The following is a 13,863-nucleotide window of genomic DNA, read 5'->3' as shown; positions in this document are numbered from 1 at the left end:
GTGCCCGGCTCCGGGGACCTGCCGGAGCGCACGGTGCGCGGGGCCGACGTGGACGCCGGCACCGGGACCGCGATCGCGCGGCTGGTCGACCCGTCTGCCGGCGTCGCGCCCGACCCCGCGGTCACCGGCCCGGCGCGCAGGGCGCTCGAGGCCGTCGTCGCCCACGCGGCGCACGGACGTGCGGCGCCGGCGCTCACGCTGCTGGCCCTCCTCGCCTGGTGGCACGGGGACGGCGGCCGGGCCGCCGAGCGGCTCCGGGAGGCGCTGGTGCACGACCCGGCGTACCGGCTCGCGCTGCTCCTCTCCAGCGCCGTGGACGCGGGCGTCCCTCCGGGGTGGGTCCGGGCGCAGGCGTGAGGCGCGCGGACGGTTCGGGTACGGTCGGCAGCAGCGTCGCTGGGGCGGCGCCACCACCCGTTCGCCACGAGCCGCCCGCGGAGGATCCATGACCGTCGTCGTCGCCCACCTGAGCACTCCCGAGGGACGGGAGGCGCTCGACACCGCCGCGGCCGAGGCGGTCCGCCGGCAGGCGGCTCTCGTCGTCGTGGCGGGCGACGCGTCGACGGCGGCGCCCGAGGTGGCGGCGGCGCGCGCCGACGACCTGCGCCGGGTCGAGGACCGGCTCGAGGGCTCCGGCGCCACGCTCCGGGTCGAGACGGGCGGGTCGGACCTCGCTGACGACCTCGTGGCCGCGGCGGAGCGCACGTCGGCCGAGCTCATCGTCATCGGGCTGCGGCGCCGCAGCCCCGTCGGCAAGCTCATCCTCGGGTCGAACGCGCAGCGGATCCTGCTCGACGCCCCGTGCCCGGTGCTCGCCGTGAAGCCCGAGCGGGGCGCCGGGCACTGAGCGCGGCCCGATGCGCCGTGGCGGGTCGGGAATCTTCGCGGGTGCGTCGCCGTTGTGACGTGCAGGCCCGGCACGAGGATCCGCAGGGGCGCAGCGATCACGCGGCGCTCCACCCGGTGGGCGAGCAGGCTCGTCCACCCGCCCTGCGGACGCTCGGTGCACGGATCGCCGGTACAATATAGGTGTCCGCCTGAGCCCCACGACTCACCGTGCGAGTCGGTGCGAGCCCACTGGTCAGCACGCTCGTCATGGTTCCGTCCGCTCCGGCGGCCCTACCGCCCCCCCAGATTGCCGAAAGGTCGGTTTGTGGCGCCCTCCACACAGATCCCCGCACTCCCGCGCGAGTTCGAGCACCCCGCGCTCCAGGAGCTCCTGCGGCGCGGCAGCGCGAACGGCCGCGTCGACGCCGAGAGCTTCCGCACCGCGTGCGAGCAGGCCGCCGTCAACGACGCCAAGCGCCTGAAGGCGGTGTTCCGCGCGCTCGCCGGCGCGGGTGTCGAGGTCGACATCCCCACGACGACCGCGGTCGCCGCGGCCGCGAGCCCGCGCGCCACGACGACGGCGCGCGCCGACAAGCCCGCCACGAAGACGGCGGCGAAGCGCACCACCACGCGCCGCGCCGCGGCCACGACGACCTCGACGGAGGCTGCCGAGCCCGGCGCCGCCGACGAGGCCGCGCCCGCACGTCCCGCGGCCCGCGCCGCGAAGGCGAGCAAGGCCGCCACGTCGACCAAGACCGCCGCCAAGGCCACCAAGACGTCCGCGCGCTCCAGGAAGGCCGCCGACGACGAGGTGGAGGGCGAGGTCGAGGACCTCGACGTCGAGCTCGTCGAGGTCGAGGACGACGCCGCGGCGGTCGCCGAGGCGACGTCCGCCCCGAAGTCCGCGCCCGAGGGCGTCGAGGACGGCGAGACCGGCTTCGTCGTGTCCGACGCGGACGACGACGACGCCCCGGCGCAGCAGGTCGTCACCGCGGGTGCGACCGCGGACCCGGTCAAGGACTACCTCAAGCAGATCGGCAAGGTCGCGCTGCTGAACGCCGAGCAGGAGGTCGAGCTCGCCAAGCGGATCGAGGCCGGCCTGTTCGCCGAGGAGAAGCTCGCGGCCGAGGGCGACGACCTGGACCGCAAGCTCAAGCGCGAGCTGCAGTGGATCGCGCACGACGGCAAGCGCGCGAAGAACCACCTGCTCGAGGCGAACCTGCGCCTGGTGGTGTCTCTGGCCAAGCGGTACACGGGCCGCGGCATGCTGTTCCTGGACCTGATCCAGGAGGGCAACCTCGGTCTGATCCGCGCGGTGGAGAAGTTCGACTACACCAAGGGCTACAAGTTCTCGACGTACGCCACGTGGTGGATCCGCCAGGCGATCACGCGTGCGATGGCCGACCAGGCGCGCACCATCCGCATCCCGGTGCACATGGTCGAGGTCATCAACAAGCTGGCGCGCGTGCAGCGCCAGATGCTGCAGGACCTGGGCCGCGAGCCCACGCCCGAGGAGCTCGCCAAGGAGCTCGACATGACCCCGGAGAAGGTCGTCGAGGTCCAGAAGTACGGGCGCGAGCCCATCTCGCTGCACACGCCGCTCGGCGAGGACGGCGACTCCGAGTTCGGCGACCTCATCGAGGACTCCGAGGCGATCGTCCCGGCCGACGCCGTGAGCTTCACGCTCCTGCAGGAGCAGCTCCACCAGGTGCTCGACACGCTGAGCGAGCGCGAGGCCGGCGTCGTGTCGATGCGGTTCGGCCTGTCCGACGGGCAGCCGAAGACGCTCGACGAGATCGGCAAGGTCTACGGCGTCACGCGCGAGCGCATCCGCCAGATCGAGTCCAAGACGATGTCGAAGCTGCGGCACCCGTCCCGTTCGCAGGTGCTGCGCGACTACCTCGACTGACGCGCGACGACGAAGGGCCCCGACGACACGGTCGTCGGGGCCCTTCGTGCGTCACCGGGCGGTATCGGGCCGCCACGGGCCGGTGCCGGCGTCGCGGCGTGCCGCGAGCACGACGACGGCCCGGGACCGTGGAGGTCCCGGGCCGTCGTGGGGAGAGGGGCGGCCGCGCCACACCGTGCGCGGCCGGTCGGCGAGGGGTCAGACCGTGCGGGCGCCGTGCTCGGCCAGCAGCTTGTCGGTCTCGTCCTGGACGTGGGTCGCGACACCCGTGTAGGCGTCGGCGTGGGCCCGTGCGTGGTGGCCGCAGAACAGCAGCTCGCCGGTCGGCAGGACCACGCGGACGTACGCCTGGGCGCCGCAGCGGTCGCAGCGGTCGGCCGCGGTCAGCGGTTCGGTGGTGGTCGTCGTAGCAGTCACCCGACCATGAAACCATCTTGTCGGGCGCTTGCGAGCGAGAACGGGGCCCGGTTCGCTCCCCGCGTACCTCGCTCCTGCGGGGAATACGCGCGCGCGACGTCGCGGGCGTCACGGCGGTGCGGCGCCGGGCCTGTCGGGTGCCTCGTCTAGGCTGTCCGGCGTGACGACCACCTCCGCTGAGTCCAGCTACACCGCTCGGCACCTGTCCGTCCTCGAGGGCCTCGAGGCGGTGCGCAAGCGACCCGGCATGTACATCGGCTCGACCGACTCGCGCGGCCTCATGCACTGCCTGTGGGAGATCATCGACAACTCCGTCGACGAGGCGCTCGCGGGCAACTGCTCGCACATCCGCGTGGTGCTGCACGCCGACTCGTCCGTGACCGTGGAGGACGACGGCCGCGGCATCCCCGTCGACATCGAGCCCAAGACGGGGCTGTCCGGCGTCGAGGTGGTCTTCACCAAGCTCCACGCCGGCGGCAAGTTCGGCGGCGGGTCGTACACCGCCTCCGGCGGTCTCCACGGCGTGGGCGCCTCGGTGGTCAACGCCCTCTCGTCCCGCCTCGACGTCGAGGTCGACCGGGGCGGCAAGACGCACCGCATGACGTTCCACCGCGGCGAGCCGGGCACGTTCGCCGACCCGAAGTCGGGCCCGACGCCCGACGCGCCCTTCGAGCCGTTCGTCAGCCGGTCCGAGCTGGCCGTGGTCGGCCGGACCAAGCGCGGCGTGACCGGCACGCGCGTGCGCTACTGGGCCGACCGGCAGATCTTCCCGAAGAACGCGGTCTTCTCCTACGACGAGCTCGTCACGCGCGTGCGCCAGACCACGTTCCTCGTCCCGGGCCTCGAGGTCACGGTCCGCGACGAGCGCGGCCTGCCCGGCACGCCGGGGGAGGAGGGGCCGCACGAGGAGACGTTCGTCCACCACGGCGGGTCCGTCGACTTCGTCGAGTTCCTCGCGCCCGACGCGCCCGTCACGGCCACGTGGCACCTCACGGGCAGCGGCACCTTCACCGAGACGGTCCCCGTGCTCGACGACCGCGGCCACATGACGCCGCAGGCCGTGCAGCGCGAGTGCGAGGTCGACGTCGCGCTGCGCTGGGGCGCGGGCTACGAGACCGAGGTGCGCAGCTTCGTCAACATCATCGCGACGCCCAAGGGCGGCTCCCACCTCGGCGGGTTCGAGCAGGGCCTGCTCAAGGTGCTGCGCAAGGCCGTCGAGACGAACGCGCGCCGGCTCAAGGTGTCGACGAAGGACTCGTCGGAGCGCATCGAGAAGGACGACGTCCTCGCCGGACTGACCGCGGTCGTCACCGTCCGCCTCGCCGAGCCGCAGTTCGAGGGCCAGACGAAGGAGGTCCTCGGCACCGCGCCCGTGCGCGGCATCGTGGCGCGCGTCGTCGAGAAGGAGCTCAACGCGCTCCTCACGTCCACCAAGCGCGACGAGAAGACGCAGGCCGCGCTGCTTCTCGACAAGGTGGTCGCCGAGATGCGGGCGCGCATCACGGCGCGCAAGCAGAAGGAGATCTCGCGGCGCAAGAACGCGCTCGAGACGTCCTCGCTGCCCGCCAAGCTCGTGGACTGCCGCAGCGACGACGTCGAGCGCAGCGAGCTGTTCATCGTCGAGGGCGACAGCGCGCTCGGTACGGCGCGCCTCGCGCGCAGCTCGGACTTCCAGGCGCTCCTGCCGATCCGCGGCAAGATCCTCAACGTGCAGAAGGCGTCGGTCAGCGACATGCTGCGCAACGCCGAGTGCACCGCGATCATCCAGGTGATCGGAGCCGGGTCGGGCCGCTCGTTCGAGCTCGAGGCGGCGCGCTACGGCAAGATCGTGCTGATGACGGACGCCGACGTCGACGGCGCGCACATCCGCACCCTCCTGCTCACGCTCTTCTACCGGTACATGAAGCCGCTGGTCGAGGCGGGCCGCGTCTTCGCCGCCGTGCCGCCGCTGCACCGCATCGAGGTCATCGGGTCCGGTCGCCGCAAGAACGAGTACATCTACACGTACTCCGAGGCGGAGCTCGCCGCGACGCTCAAGAAGCTCGACAAGGCCGGCCGCCGATACAAGGACGACATCCAGCGGTACAAGGGCCTGGGCGAGATGGACGCCGACCAGCTCGCGGAGACGACGATGGACCCGCGCCACCGCACGCTGCGCCGCGTCACGGCCGAGCACGCGGAGGCGGCCGAGCGCGTCTTCGAGCTGCTCATGGGCAGCGACGTCGCGCCGCGCAAGGACTTCATCGTCGCCGGAGCGGCCGAGCTCGACCGCGTGCGCATCGACGTCTGAGCGTCCGCGCCGTCCGCGACCGGACGTCCGTCGTCCGGCGCGCCGCGTCCTGGTGCGTCCGCCAGTCGGGCTGCCCGGCGCCGTGACCCGCGCCCTCCGTACGCTGGCCACGTGACCCTCCGAACCTTCCGCGCGGCGCCCGCGCGTCCGCTCACCGCCTTCGCGTCCCTCCTTCTCGCCGTCGGCCTGCTCGCGGGCTGCTCCGGCTCGGGGGACGACACCGAGGCACCCGCGTCGCCGGTGGCGTCGGAGTCGTCGCCGGACGACGAGACGGCGTCCGACGGCACGGACGACGACGCCGGGGACTCGACCGACGGCGACGCCGACGACCCGGCCGACCAGGACGACGACGCCCCCGAGCTGTCCTACGAGGGGCGCGACGGCAGCACGGCGCTCGACCTGCTGCTCGAGGCCGACCCGTCGGCCGAGGTGACCGGGGAGGGCGAGAACGCGTTCGTCACCGCGATCGACGGCGTGGTCGCGGACCCGGACGGCGAGTTCTGGGCGCTCTACGTCAACGACGAGATGGCTACCGTGGGGGCAGGCTCCCTCGAGACGAAGGACGGGGACGAGATCACGTGGAAGCTCGAGACGTTCACCTCGTGACGCACGGGGCGGCGCACGGCGCGGCGCGCTGGGCGCGCCTCGCGCTCGTCGTCGCTCTCGCGGCGCTCGCGGTCGTGTGGCGCCTCGTCCGGGACGACGTCGGCGCACCGCCGAACCTGGAGCTCGTCACCGCCGCGACGTTCGCCGCGACGGTCCTGCTGCGCTCGCGCTGGGCGTTCGTCGTCCCGCTCGCGGTGACCGTGGCGTCCGACGTCGTGCTGGGGAACACGTCGATCGCGCTGTTCACGTGGAGCGCGTGGCTCGTCGTCGGTCTCGGTGCCCTGCTCGCGCGGGACACGACGGGGTGGCGCCGGGTCGGAGCGGGCGCGGCGTTCGGCGTCGCCGGGTCGCTGTGGTTCTTCCTCTGGACCAACCTCGGGGTCTGGATCCAGGGCCGCGGGACCTGGTACCCGGCAGGCGCCGACGGCCTCGTCGCGAGCTATGTCGCGGGCCTGCCGTTCCTGCGCACCATGCTGCTCGGCAACCTCGTCCTCGTCCCGGTCGTCGCGGCGGGCACGCTCCTCGTCGACCGGCTCGAGGGTTCGCGCGCCCTCGTCGCGGTGCCGGCGTCGACCGTCGCGCGGTAGCGTCGGTCCCTCCGTCGCGACGTCGTCGCCGTGACGGAGGGACTGCCGGGCCGCACCGCGTGCCCGCGCGGCGGCCGGTGGCCGGCTCAGACGCGGTGAACCACGACCTTGCCGACGGCGGTGCCTGCGGCGACGATCTCGTGCGCCGTCCGGAGCCCCTCGGCGTCGAGCCCCGGGACGAAGGTCCTCGCTGTGGTCCTCAGCACGCCGGCGTCGACGAGACGCGCCACCTCGTCGAGCAGCAGGCCTTGCTCGACCATGTCCGGCGTCCCGAACGCCGCCCGGGTGAACATCAGCTCCCAGTGCCAGGCGATGGACTTCCTCTTGAGCGGCATGAGGTCGAGGTGGTGCGGGTCGTCGATCGCCACGACGTGGCCGAACGGCCTGACGATCTCGGCGTACGCCTCGACGTTGCCGGCCGAGTGCGCGGTGGACACGAGGTCGACGCCGTCGGGGGCGACGGCCAGGACGTCCTCGACGAGCGAACGGTGGTCCACCGCGTGGTCGGCGCCGAGGGAGAGCACCCAGTCCCGGCTCTCGTCCCGGCCGGCCGTGGCGACGACGGTCAGCCGCGTGAGCTTCTTGGCGAGCTGCACGAGGATCGAGCCGACACCTCCGGGCCCGCCCACGACGAGCAGCGTCCCCTCGTCCTCGGACGTGAGGCCGAAGCGGTCGAACAGCGTCTCCCAGGCCGTGATGGCCGTGAGCGGAAGGGCTGCGGCCTCGGCGTGGCTCAGAGCCGTGGGCTTGTGGCCGACGATGCGCTCGTCGACGGCGTGCAGGAGCGCGTTCGTGCCGGGGCGGTTGATGTCGCCGGCGTACCAGACCTCGTCACCGACGCCGAAGCGGGTGACCGCGGTGCCGACGGCCACGACCACGCCCGAGGCGTCCCAGCCGAGCTGGCGGGTGCCGCTGCGGAGCCCGGCGCGTGACTTGGTGTCCACCGGGTTGACGGACACCGCCTCGATGCGTACCAGCAGGTCGTGGGGACGCAGCGGGGGGAGCGCCACCTCGCGGCTCACGAACGCGTCGGCGTCGTCGAGGCGGCGCCCTGCCTGCGCGACGAAGGCGGTGGTGGTGTCGGGGACGTCGTGCTCGGACATGGTGATCGTTCCTTTCCCGGGACGAGGAGGGTCGGTGAGGGCCAGGTCGGCCGTCACCGGGTGCGGTGGACGTGCGAGGTGACGAGCGGTCGCACGAGCATCAGCGTGCGTACCGCGATCGTCCCGACGAGGAGTGTCGCCGCGGCGACGAGCAGCCAGCCCACGACGGTGGCGGCCGCCCCGGAGTCGCGGGCCACGAGGTGCAGCGCGTAGGTGGCGCTCGACGCGGCGGTGAACGTCAGCGCCCAGGAGCCGATCGCGAACGGCAGCCGCAGGTACCGGCGCGCGAGGACGAGGTGCGGGGCCAGCAGCGCGAGCATCGTGCCGACGAGGAGGTCGTGCACGAGGGACGTCCCGGGACCTTGGAGAACCCACCACGCGTTGCCCGCCACGGCCGGGGGCGCGGAGAAGATCGCGAGCGTCGGCAGGAGGGCCGACGGCAGCGCGGGTCCGGTGGCGAACCGGCCGAGGAGCACCGCACCGATCAGGAGCCAGAAGAGCACGCCGACCGCGAACGCCGCGGTCGCCACGCGTACCTGGCCGACCGTCGCGAGGGACTGCGCCGCGACGAGCGAGGCCGCGACCGTGGGCAGGAGGTACCCGCCGTGGAGCTGGGCGACGTCCCGCGGTCGGGTGAGCAGGTCGGCCACGAACAGCGCCAGGATCCCCAGCGCGAGGACGGCCATGACGTCGACGACCACCGTGGCCGCTGCGGGCGCCACCCGGCTCGCGTGCGCCGCCAGCAGCGAGCCGACGGTCGGTACCAGCGCCGCGAACGGGCCCAGGACGGGGTGACGCAGGTCCTCGACCAGGTCGCGCACGGCGCGCACGCCCATGGCGTAGCGCACGACGGTGCTCAGCCACACGATCGCGGCGAGCGCCCAGATGAGCTCGCTCACCACGGGAGCGGCCCCGAGATGCGTCGTCGCCGCCGTCCATGTGCCGGCGAGACCCGCCAGACCGAAAGCCATCCCGAACGTGTTCAGCGGCAGCCGCGTCCTCGACGTGCGCGGAGGGCGGGAGGCAGCCGTCGGGGTCACCCGTCCGACGGTGGTCATGCGACACGCTCCCCGCCGTCGACGTGCAGGGTCGTGGCCGTGAGGAACGGGTTCCGCAGCGCGAAGAGCACGGCGTCGGAGACGTCGGCGGGCGTCCCCACGCGCCGCGCCGGGTTGCCGGCGGCGGTGCGGGCGAAGAAGGGCGCCTTGTCCGGGCCGAGCCCGTCCCAGGACCCGGAGTCGACCACGCCCGGCGACACCGCGACGACGCGCACGGGCGCGACCTCGACGGCGAGCGCGGGGACCAGCGCGTCGACCGCTCCGTTCGTGGTGGCCATGACCGTCAGCCCGGGAGCGGGCCTGGCCGACGCGTATCCCGAGAACAGCACCAGGGCGCCGCCGGGGGGCATGCGGGGCGCGACGTGCTTGGCGAGGAGGATCGGCCCGATGACCTTGGCCTGGAAGGCGCCGGTCACCTCGGACGGCACGAGCTGCGCGAGCGGTCCGTTCGCGTGGTCCGCCGCCACCGACACCACGTGGTCCACCGTGCCGAGCCGCGCGGCGAGGTCCGCGACGGAGCTCTCGTCCGCCAGGTCCAGCACCGCCGGCGTCGCGCCGTCGCCGAGGTCTGCTGCGACCTCCTCCGCCGCCCGCGGTCGTCGGCTGGTGAGGACCACGCGCGCGCCCGCGACGACGGCGTCCGACGCGATCCGTCGCCCGATGCCCGACGTGCCACCCACCATCAGGACGGTCTTCCCTGCGAGGTCCATGCTCAGGTCCCTTCTCGACAACGCGGCGTGCTGCCGCTGCTCGGTGCAACCGCAAGATCGTGGGGAAGCAGTCCCTCGACGCGATCGAATGACCACGTCCTCGTCATAGAATCCGTCGATGGCCACGCTGCGAGCCCTCGAGTGCTTCGTCGCCGTCCTCGACCACGGGTCCTTCTCCCAGGCGGCGCGCCGCCTGTACCTGTCGCAGCCCGCGCTCTCGCACCACCTCGGTGCGCTCGAGCGGGAGCTCGGCACGCGGCTGCTGGAGCGGCACCCGGCCGGGGCGCGAGCCACGGCGGCCGGGCGCGCGGTCGCGGCGGACGCACGGGCCGCCGTGGAGGCGGCACGCAGGGTCGTGGACCGCGGCCGAGACGCGGCCGCCGGACGGGCGGGTCGGTTGCGGGTCGGGTGCGCAGAGAGCATGACGGGGCCTCTCGTCGCGCCCGTGGCACGAGCGTGGCGCGACGAGCGCCCGGGGGTCGCGCTCGACGTCGTGGAGGCGTCGAGCGCGGACGCCCTCGCCCGCGCGCTCGACGCCGGGGAGATCGACGTCGCGGTCGGCCCGCGCGCGTCGTACGCCGCCGGCGCGGTGCACGTCGTGGGGCAGGAGGAGGTGCTGCTCGTGTGCGCGGCCGACCATCCCCTGGCCACCGCCGGGACGCTCGGGCTCGCCGCGGTGGCCGGGCACGGCGTCGTGCACTACGCGACCGGCAACGGGCTCGCCGCGTGGCTCGACCGCCTGTTCGCCGGACATGGCCTGTTCGTCGAACCGGTGACGCGCGTGCGGCACGCGACGTCGGCCGCGGAGCTCGCGGCAGCCGGCCTCGGCGTCGCGCTGGTCCCGCGCACGGCGATACCCGCCGGGATCGACGCGGCGACGCGGTCCCTCGAACCGCGGATCACGCGTGACGTGCTCGCGACCGTGGGACGTGCCGACGACGGTCTCGCGCTGGCCTTCGCTCGTGCCCTCGTCGCGCGAGGACTGCCCGGAGCACCTGCCGAGGCGTCGTGAGACGGCCGGCTCCCGGTCAGCCGAGCTGCTCGGCGATGCCCACGATGATCCCGTCGGGCCCGCGCAGGTAGCACAGCCGGTACGCGTCCTCGAACTGCGCGATGTCGCCGAGGAGCTCCGCGCCGTGCCTGCGGAGCCGCTCGACCGTGTCGTCGATGTCGTCGACGGCGAACATCACGCGGTGCAGGCCCAGCGTGTTCGGCCGCGCGTTCTGCAGGCCCGCGTCGATCGGCACGGGCGCGTGGTACCGCACGAGCTCGAGACGCCCGGGACCGTCGGGGACGCGCATCATCGCGATCTGGGACCGCATGCCGTCGAGCCCGACGACGCGGTCCGCCCACGGCGCCTCGATCTGCGCCCTGCCCTCGAGCACCATCCCGAGCTCGGTGAAGAACGCGACCGCCGCGTCGAGGTCGTCGACCACGATGCCGACGTTGTCCAGCCGGTCGATCGACATGGTGCGGCTCCCCCCGGTGGGCTCAGGCGTCCTGGTCGACGCCGCGACCGGGCTCGCTCATGTCGCCCGTGCCGGGCGTCCCGTCGGCGAGCCCGTAGCGCAGGAGCACGGTCCCGGTCGGGCTGGGCGCGGGCGGCTCGAGGAGGGTGAGGTTGGTCGGGACCGTGCCGTCGGCGAAGACCGTCTTGCCGACGCCCAGCACGACCGGGTGCACCCACAGGTCGAGGCGGTCGAACAGCTTCTCGCGCAGCAGCGTCTGCACGAGGTCGAGGCTGCCGACGACCTTCACGTGCTCGTGGCGCTCGCGCACCTCGCGCACGGCGGCGGGAAGGTCGGGGCCGAGGAGGGTCGACCCGTCCCACGTCAGCTCGGGCGTGCCGCGGGACGCGACGTACTTGGGGACGCGGTTGAACAGCGCGGCGAAGCCGTCGTCCTGCCCGCCCTCCTGGTGGGGCCAGTACGAGGCGAAGATGTCGTACGTGCGGCGGCCGAGCAGGAGCGCGTCGGTGCCCTCGTACGCGTCGCCGATCTGCGCCCCGGCCACGTCGTCGAGCAGGGGCGCCTGCCAGCCGCCGAACGGGAAGTCGCCGTCGGGGTCCTCCTCCGGCCCGCCGGGCGCCTGCCCCACGAGGTCCAGGGTCGTGAACAGCTCGATCTCGATGAGTCCCATGGTCGTCTCCAGGTCGCTCGCCGTCTCGGTCCCGGGGTAGACCGCGTGACGCCGGGGAAGTCATCACGCACGCGCCGGCAGGAGCGGTGGGAGGCGGAGGGCCGTGACGTGGCGCATCCCACAGCGCCCGGTTGGAACGGCGGGCATCCGTCGAGCGTCCTACGCTCGAGGACGTGGGAGTGGACGGCAACCAGCCGTCGGCCCCCCGCCCGGCGCGGTCGCGCTGCCGCACCGGCGGGCACGCGCCCCCGGTCGTCTCGTCGCTGAGCCGGGCGCTCGTGCGTCCGGCCGTCTGGAGCTCGTGTGTCAGGTAACGCCACCGCCAGGTTCACCAACGTCGCGCTGCTGTCCGTCAGCAGCCGGCTCCCCGCCGGCGTGCGGACGTCCGCGGAGGTGCAGGAGCGTCTCGCTCCCGCGCTGCGGCGGCTGCGTCTGCCGTCCACGCTGCTGCAACGCGTGGCGGGCGTGCGCGAGCGGCGCGCCTGGACCGCCCAGGAGGACGTCGACGACGCGACGGTCGCCGCGGGGCAGGAGGCGCTGCGCGCCGCCGGGGTGGAACCGAGCGACGTCGGGCTCCTGATCAACACGTCGGTCACGCGCAAGCACCTCGAGCCGTCGGTCGCGGTGCGGCTGCACCACGGGCTGGAGCTGCCGTCGTCCGCCATGAACTTCGACGTCGCCAACGCGTGCCTCGGCTTCATCAACGGCATGAGCCTCGCCGCGGGCATGATCGAGTCCGGTCAGATCCGCTACGCGGTCGTCGTGGACGGCGAGGACGCCGACGTCATCCACGACCTCACGATCGAGCGGCTGCTGCGCGAGGACCGCGACCGCGACGACTTCATGCAGGAGTTCGCCTCGCTCACGCTCGGTTCCGGCTCGGCCGCCGCCGTGCTGGGCCGCGCGGACGAGCACCCGCGCGCCCATCGCGTGCTCGGCGGCGTCACCCGCGCCGCCACCCGGTTCCACGACCTGTGCGTGGGCAGCACGGACGGCATGTTCACCGATGCCAAGGCGCTGCTCGAGGGCGGCCTCGAGCTCGTCGTGGACGCGTGGAAGGACGCCGTCGCCGACTGGGACTGGTCCTCCATGGACCGCTACATCACGCACCAGGTCTCGCGCGTGCACACCGACGCGATCGTCGAGGCGGTGGGCCTGGACCGCTCCCGCGTGCCCACCACCTACGAGCGGCTCGGCAACGTGGGCCCGGCGTCCGTGCCGATCACGCTCGCCGAGGAGCAGGACACGCTCAGCTCCGGCGACCGCGTGCTGCTCATGGGCGTGGGCTCGGGCATCAACACGGCGATGCTGGAGCTGGCCTGGTGACCGGGCCCGCACCCACGCCCACGACCGAACCCGTCCTCCGCCCCGCCGGCACCGTCCCGCCCGGGCTGCCCGGCCTGGACCCGCGGTACAGCCATGTGCTGCGCGACGCGCGGGGCGCGACCTGGCACTACCTCGACACGGGCCCCGAGCTCGAGGAGCGCGGCCTCGCGCCCGTCGGCACCGTGCTCGCCGTGCACGGCAACCCCACGTGGTCCTACCTGTGGCGGCGGCTCGTGACCGATTCCGTCGCCGCCGCGCAGGGCGGCGGCGCGGCGTGGCGCGTCGTCGCCGTCGACCAGCTCGAGATGGGGTTCTCCGCCCGCACCGGCGAGCACCGCCCGCTCGCCCGCCGCGTCGCCGACCTGGGCGCCTTCACCGACGCCCTCGGCCTCGCCGGTCCCGTCGTCACCCTCGGCCACGACTGGGGCGGCGTCGTCTCCCTCGGCTGGGCCGTCGACCACCCCGACCTCCTCGCCGGCGTCGCGCTGCTCAACACGGCCGTGCACCAGCCCGACGGCGCACCGCTGCCCGCGCCGCTGCGCCTCGCGCTCGCCGGGCCCGTGCACCGGCTCGGCACCCGCACGACGCCCGCCTTCCTCGACACGACGCTCGCCCTGGCGCGCCCGCGCCTGCCCGCCGACGTCGCGGACGCCTACCGGCTGCCGTACCGCACCGCGGACGACCGCGACGGGATCGAGGGCTTCGTCGCCGACATCCCCGTGGACGCCGCGCACCCCAGCGCGCCCGAGCTCGACCGCGTCGCCGTTCCTCGGCCTCGCCGCAGCGCTCGGCGCCTCGTCCGGCGCCACGTTCGCGCTCGTCGCGGAGGTCGCCCCACCCGACGAGGTCGGCGCCGTCACCGGCCTCGTGGGCGCCGCGGGCGGCCTCGG

Annotated in this window: 15 protein-coding genes; 9 read left to right on the top strand and 6 right to left on the bottom strand. The window is 74.0% G+C overall.

Going from position 1 to position 13,863, the window contains the following annotated elements; genetic code table 11:
* The 3 genes from JZ5iCDA_RS10855 to JZ5iCDA_RS10845 form a co-directional block, all read left to right on the top strand.
* Positions 1–357, top strand: a 357-nt coding sequence (locus JZ5iCDA_RS10855; RefSeq protein ID WP_171905357.1) for a DUF4192 family protein, incomplete at its 5' end; no start/stop codon positions are given.
* 88 nt (positions 358–445) lie between these two features.
* Complete coding sequence (locus tag JZ5iCDA_RS10850; protein WP_069387188.1) at positions 446–847, top strand: universal stress protein; 402 nt, start codon at positions 446–448, stop codon at positions 845–847.
* Positions 848–1,153: 306 nt separating this feature from the next.
* Positions 1,154–2,737, top strand: a complete 1,584-nt coding sequence (locus JZ5iCDA_RS10845; protein WP_069387187.1) for an RNA polymerase sigma factor — start codon at positions 1,154–1,156, stop codon at positions 2,735–2,737.
* 198 nt (positions 2,738–2,935) lie between these two features.
* Here the strand turns inward: JZ5iCDA_RS10845 and JZ5iCDA_RS10840 are convergent, their stop codons facing one another.
* A complete protein-coding gene (locus tag JZ5iCDA_RS10840) occupies positions 2,936–3,154 on the bottom strand; it encodes a DUF7455 domain-containing protein (RefSeq protein WP_069387186.1) in 219 nt (72 codons plus the stop codon).
* A gap of 160 nt (positions 3,155–3,314) precedes the next feature.
* Here JZ5iCDA_RS10840 and JZ5iCDA_RS10835 point away from each other — a divergent pair, with 160 nt between their 5' ends.
* The 3 genes from JZ5iCDA_RS10835 (at position 3,315) to JZ5iCDA_RS10825 (ending at position 6,637) form a co-directional block, all read left to right on the top strand.
* Positions 3,315–5,444 (top strand): DNA gyrase/topoisomerase IV subunit B, encoded by a 2,130-nt coding sequence (locus JZ5iCDA_RS10835; RefSeq protein ID WP_069387185.1) that lies wholly within the window; start codon positions 3,315–3,317, stop codon positions 5,442–5,444.
* A gap of 111 nt (positions 5,445–5,555) precedes the next feature.
* The gene (locus JZ5iCDA_RS10830; protein ID WP_069387184.1) at positions 5,556–6,050 is read left to right on the top strand and encodes a DUF4430 domain-containing protein; all 495 of its coding nucleotides are present in this window, start codon (positions 5,556–5,558) and stop codon (positions 6,048–6,050) included.
* Positions 6,047–6,637 (top strand): DUF6580 family putative transport protein, encoded by a 591-nt coding sequence (locus JZ5iCDA_RS10825; protein ID WP_069387183.1) that lies wholly within the window; start codon positions 6,047–6,049, stop codon positions 6,635–6,637. The genes JZ5iCDA_RS10830 and JZ5iCDA_RS10825 overlap by 4 nt, the downstream gene beginning before the upstream one ends.
* An 86-nt stretch (positions 6,638–6,723) precedes the next feature.
* Here the strand turns inward: JZ5iCDA_RS10825 and JZ5iCDA_RS10820 are convergent, their stop codons facing one another.
* Genes JZ5iCDA_RS10820 through JZ5iCDA_RS10810 form a run of 3 tightly spaced genes read right to left on the bottom strand, consistent with a single transcriptional unit; the run spans position 6,724 to position 9,508 of the window.
* Positions 6,724–7,740, bottom strand: coding sequence for a zinc-binding alcohol dehydrogenase family protein (locus JZ5iCDA_RS10820; RefSeq protein ID WP_069387182.1), 1,017 nt, complete (start codon positions 7,738–7,740; stop codon positions 6,724–6,726).
* A 53-nt stretch (positions 7,741–7,793) separates the two neighbouring features.
* Positions 7,794–8,798 carry a C4-dicarboxylate transporter gene (locus JZ5iCDA_RS10815; RefSeq protein ID WP_083259896.1) on the bottom strand — a complete coding sequence of 335 codons (1,005 nt, stop codon included), beginning with the start codon at positions 8,796–8,798 and terminating at the stop codon, positions 7,794–7,796.
* Entirely contained in the window at positions 8,795–9,508 is a 714-nt protein-coding gene (locus JZ5iCDA_RS10810) for an SDR family oxidoreductase (RefSeq protein WP_069387180.1), read from the bottom strand. Before JZ5iCDA_RS10810 ends, JZ5iCDA_RS10815 begins: the two co-directional genes overlap by 4 nt.
* 118 nt (positions 9,509–9,626) lie before the next feature.
* Between JZ5iCDA_RS10810 and JZ5iCDA_RS10805 the strand changes: the two genes are divergently transcribed.
* Complete coding sequence (locus JZ5iCDA_RS10805) at positions 9,627–10,520, top strand: LysR family transcriptional regulator (RefSeq protein ID WP_069387179.1); 894 nt, start codon at positions 9,627–9,629, stop codon at positions 10,518–10,520.
* A gap of 16 nt (positions 10,521–10,536) precedes the next feature.
* Here JZ5iCDA_RS10805 and JZ5iCDA_RS10800 read toward each other — a convergent pair whose 3' ends face one another.
* On the bottom strand, positions 10,537–10,977 hold the full coding sequence (locus JZ5iCDA_RS10800; RefSeq protein WP_069387178.1) for a VOC family protein: 441 nt from the start codon (positions 10,975–10,977) through the stop codon (positions 10,537–10,539).
* Between the two features lie 22 nt (positions 10,978–10,999).
* Entirely contained in the window at positions 11,000–11,647 is a 648-nt protein-coding gene (locus JZ5iCDA_RS10795; RefSeq protein ID WP_069387177.1) for a dihydrofolate reductase family protein, read from the bottom strand.
* A gap of 303 nt (positions 11,648–11,950) precedes the next feature.
* Between JZ5iCDA_RS10795 and JZ5iCDA_RS10790 the strand changes: the two genes are divergently transcribed.
* Together JZ5iCDA_RS10790 and JZ5iCDA_RS10785 are read left to right on the top strand one after the other, a co-directional pair.
* The gene (locus tag JZ5iCDA_RS10790) at positions 11,951–12,973 is read left to right on the top strand and encodes a 3-oxoacyl-ACP synthase III (RefSeq protein ID WP_069387176.1); all 1,023 of its coding nucleotides are present in this window, start codon (positions 11,951–11,953) and stop codon (positions 12,971–12,973) included.
* On the top strand, positions 12,970–13,863 hold an 894-nt coding region (locus tag JZ5iCDA_RS10785; RefSeq protein ID WP_436967400.1), incomplete at its 3' end, for an alpha/beta fold hydrolase. The genes JZ5iCDA_RS10790 and JZ5iCDA_RS10785, both read left to right, overlap by 4 nt.

The organism is Cellulosimicrobium cellulans (assembly GCF_001722485.1).
In the GTDB taxonomy this organism is placed as follows: Bacteria; Actinomycetota; Actinomycetes; order Actinomycetales; family Cellulomonadaceae; genus Cellulosimicrobium; species Cellulosimicrobium cellulans_A.
This window is presented reverse-complemented; position numbering and strand designations above follow the sequence as displayed.

Bases quoted from the DNA above. Each gene is read 5' to 3' on its own strand.
- JZ5iCDA_RS10850 (WP_069387188.1), top strand. From the start codon at position 446: ATGACCGTCGTCGTCGCCCACCTGAGCACTCCCGAGGGACGGGAGGCG.
- JZ5iCDA_RS10805 (WP_069387179.1), top strand. From the start codon at position 9,627: ATGGCCACGCTGCGAGCCCTCGAGTGCTTCGTCGCCGTCCTCGACCAC.
- JZ5iCDA_RS10810 (WP_069387180.1), bottom strand. From the start codon at position 9,508: ATGGACCTCGCAGGGAAGACCGTCCTGATGGTGGGTGGCACGTCGGGC.
- JZ5iCDA_RS10820 (WP_069387182.1), bottom strand. From the start codon at position 7,740: ATGTCCGAGCACGACGTCCCCGACACCACCACCGCCTTCGTCGCGCAG.
- JZ5iCDA_RS10800 (WP_069387178.1), bottom strand. From the start codon at position 10,977: ATGTCGATCGACCGGCTGGACAACGTCGGCATCGTGGTCGACGACCTC.
- JZ5iCDA_RS10795 (WP_069387177.1), bottom strand. From the start codon at position 11,647: ATGGGACTCATCGAGATCGAGCTGTTCACGACCCTGGACCTCGTGGGG.
- JZ5iCDA_RS10815 (WP_083259896.1), bottom strand. From the start codon at position 8,798: ATGACCACCGTCGGACGGGTGACCCCGACGGCTGCCTCCCGCCCTCCG.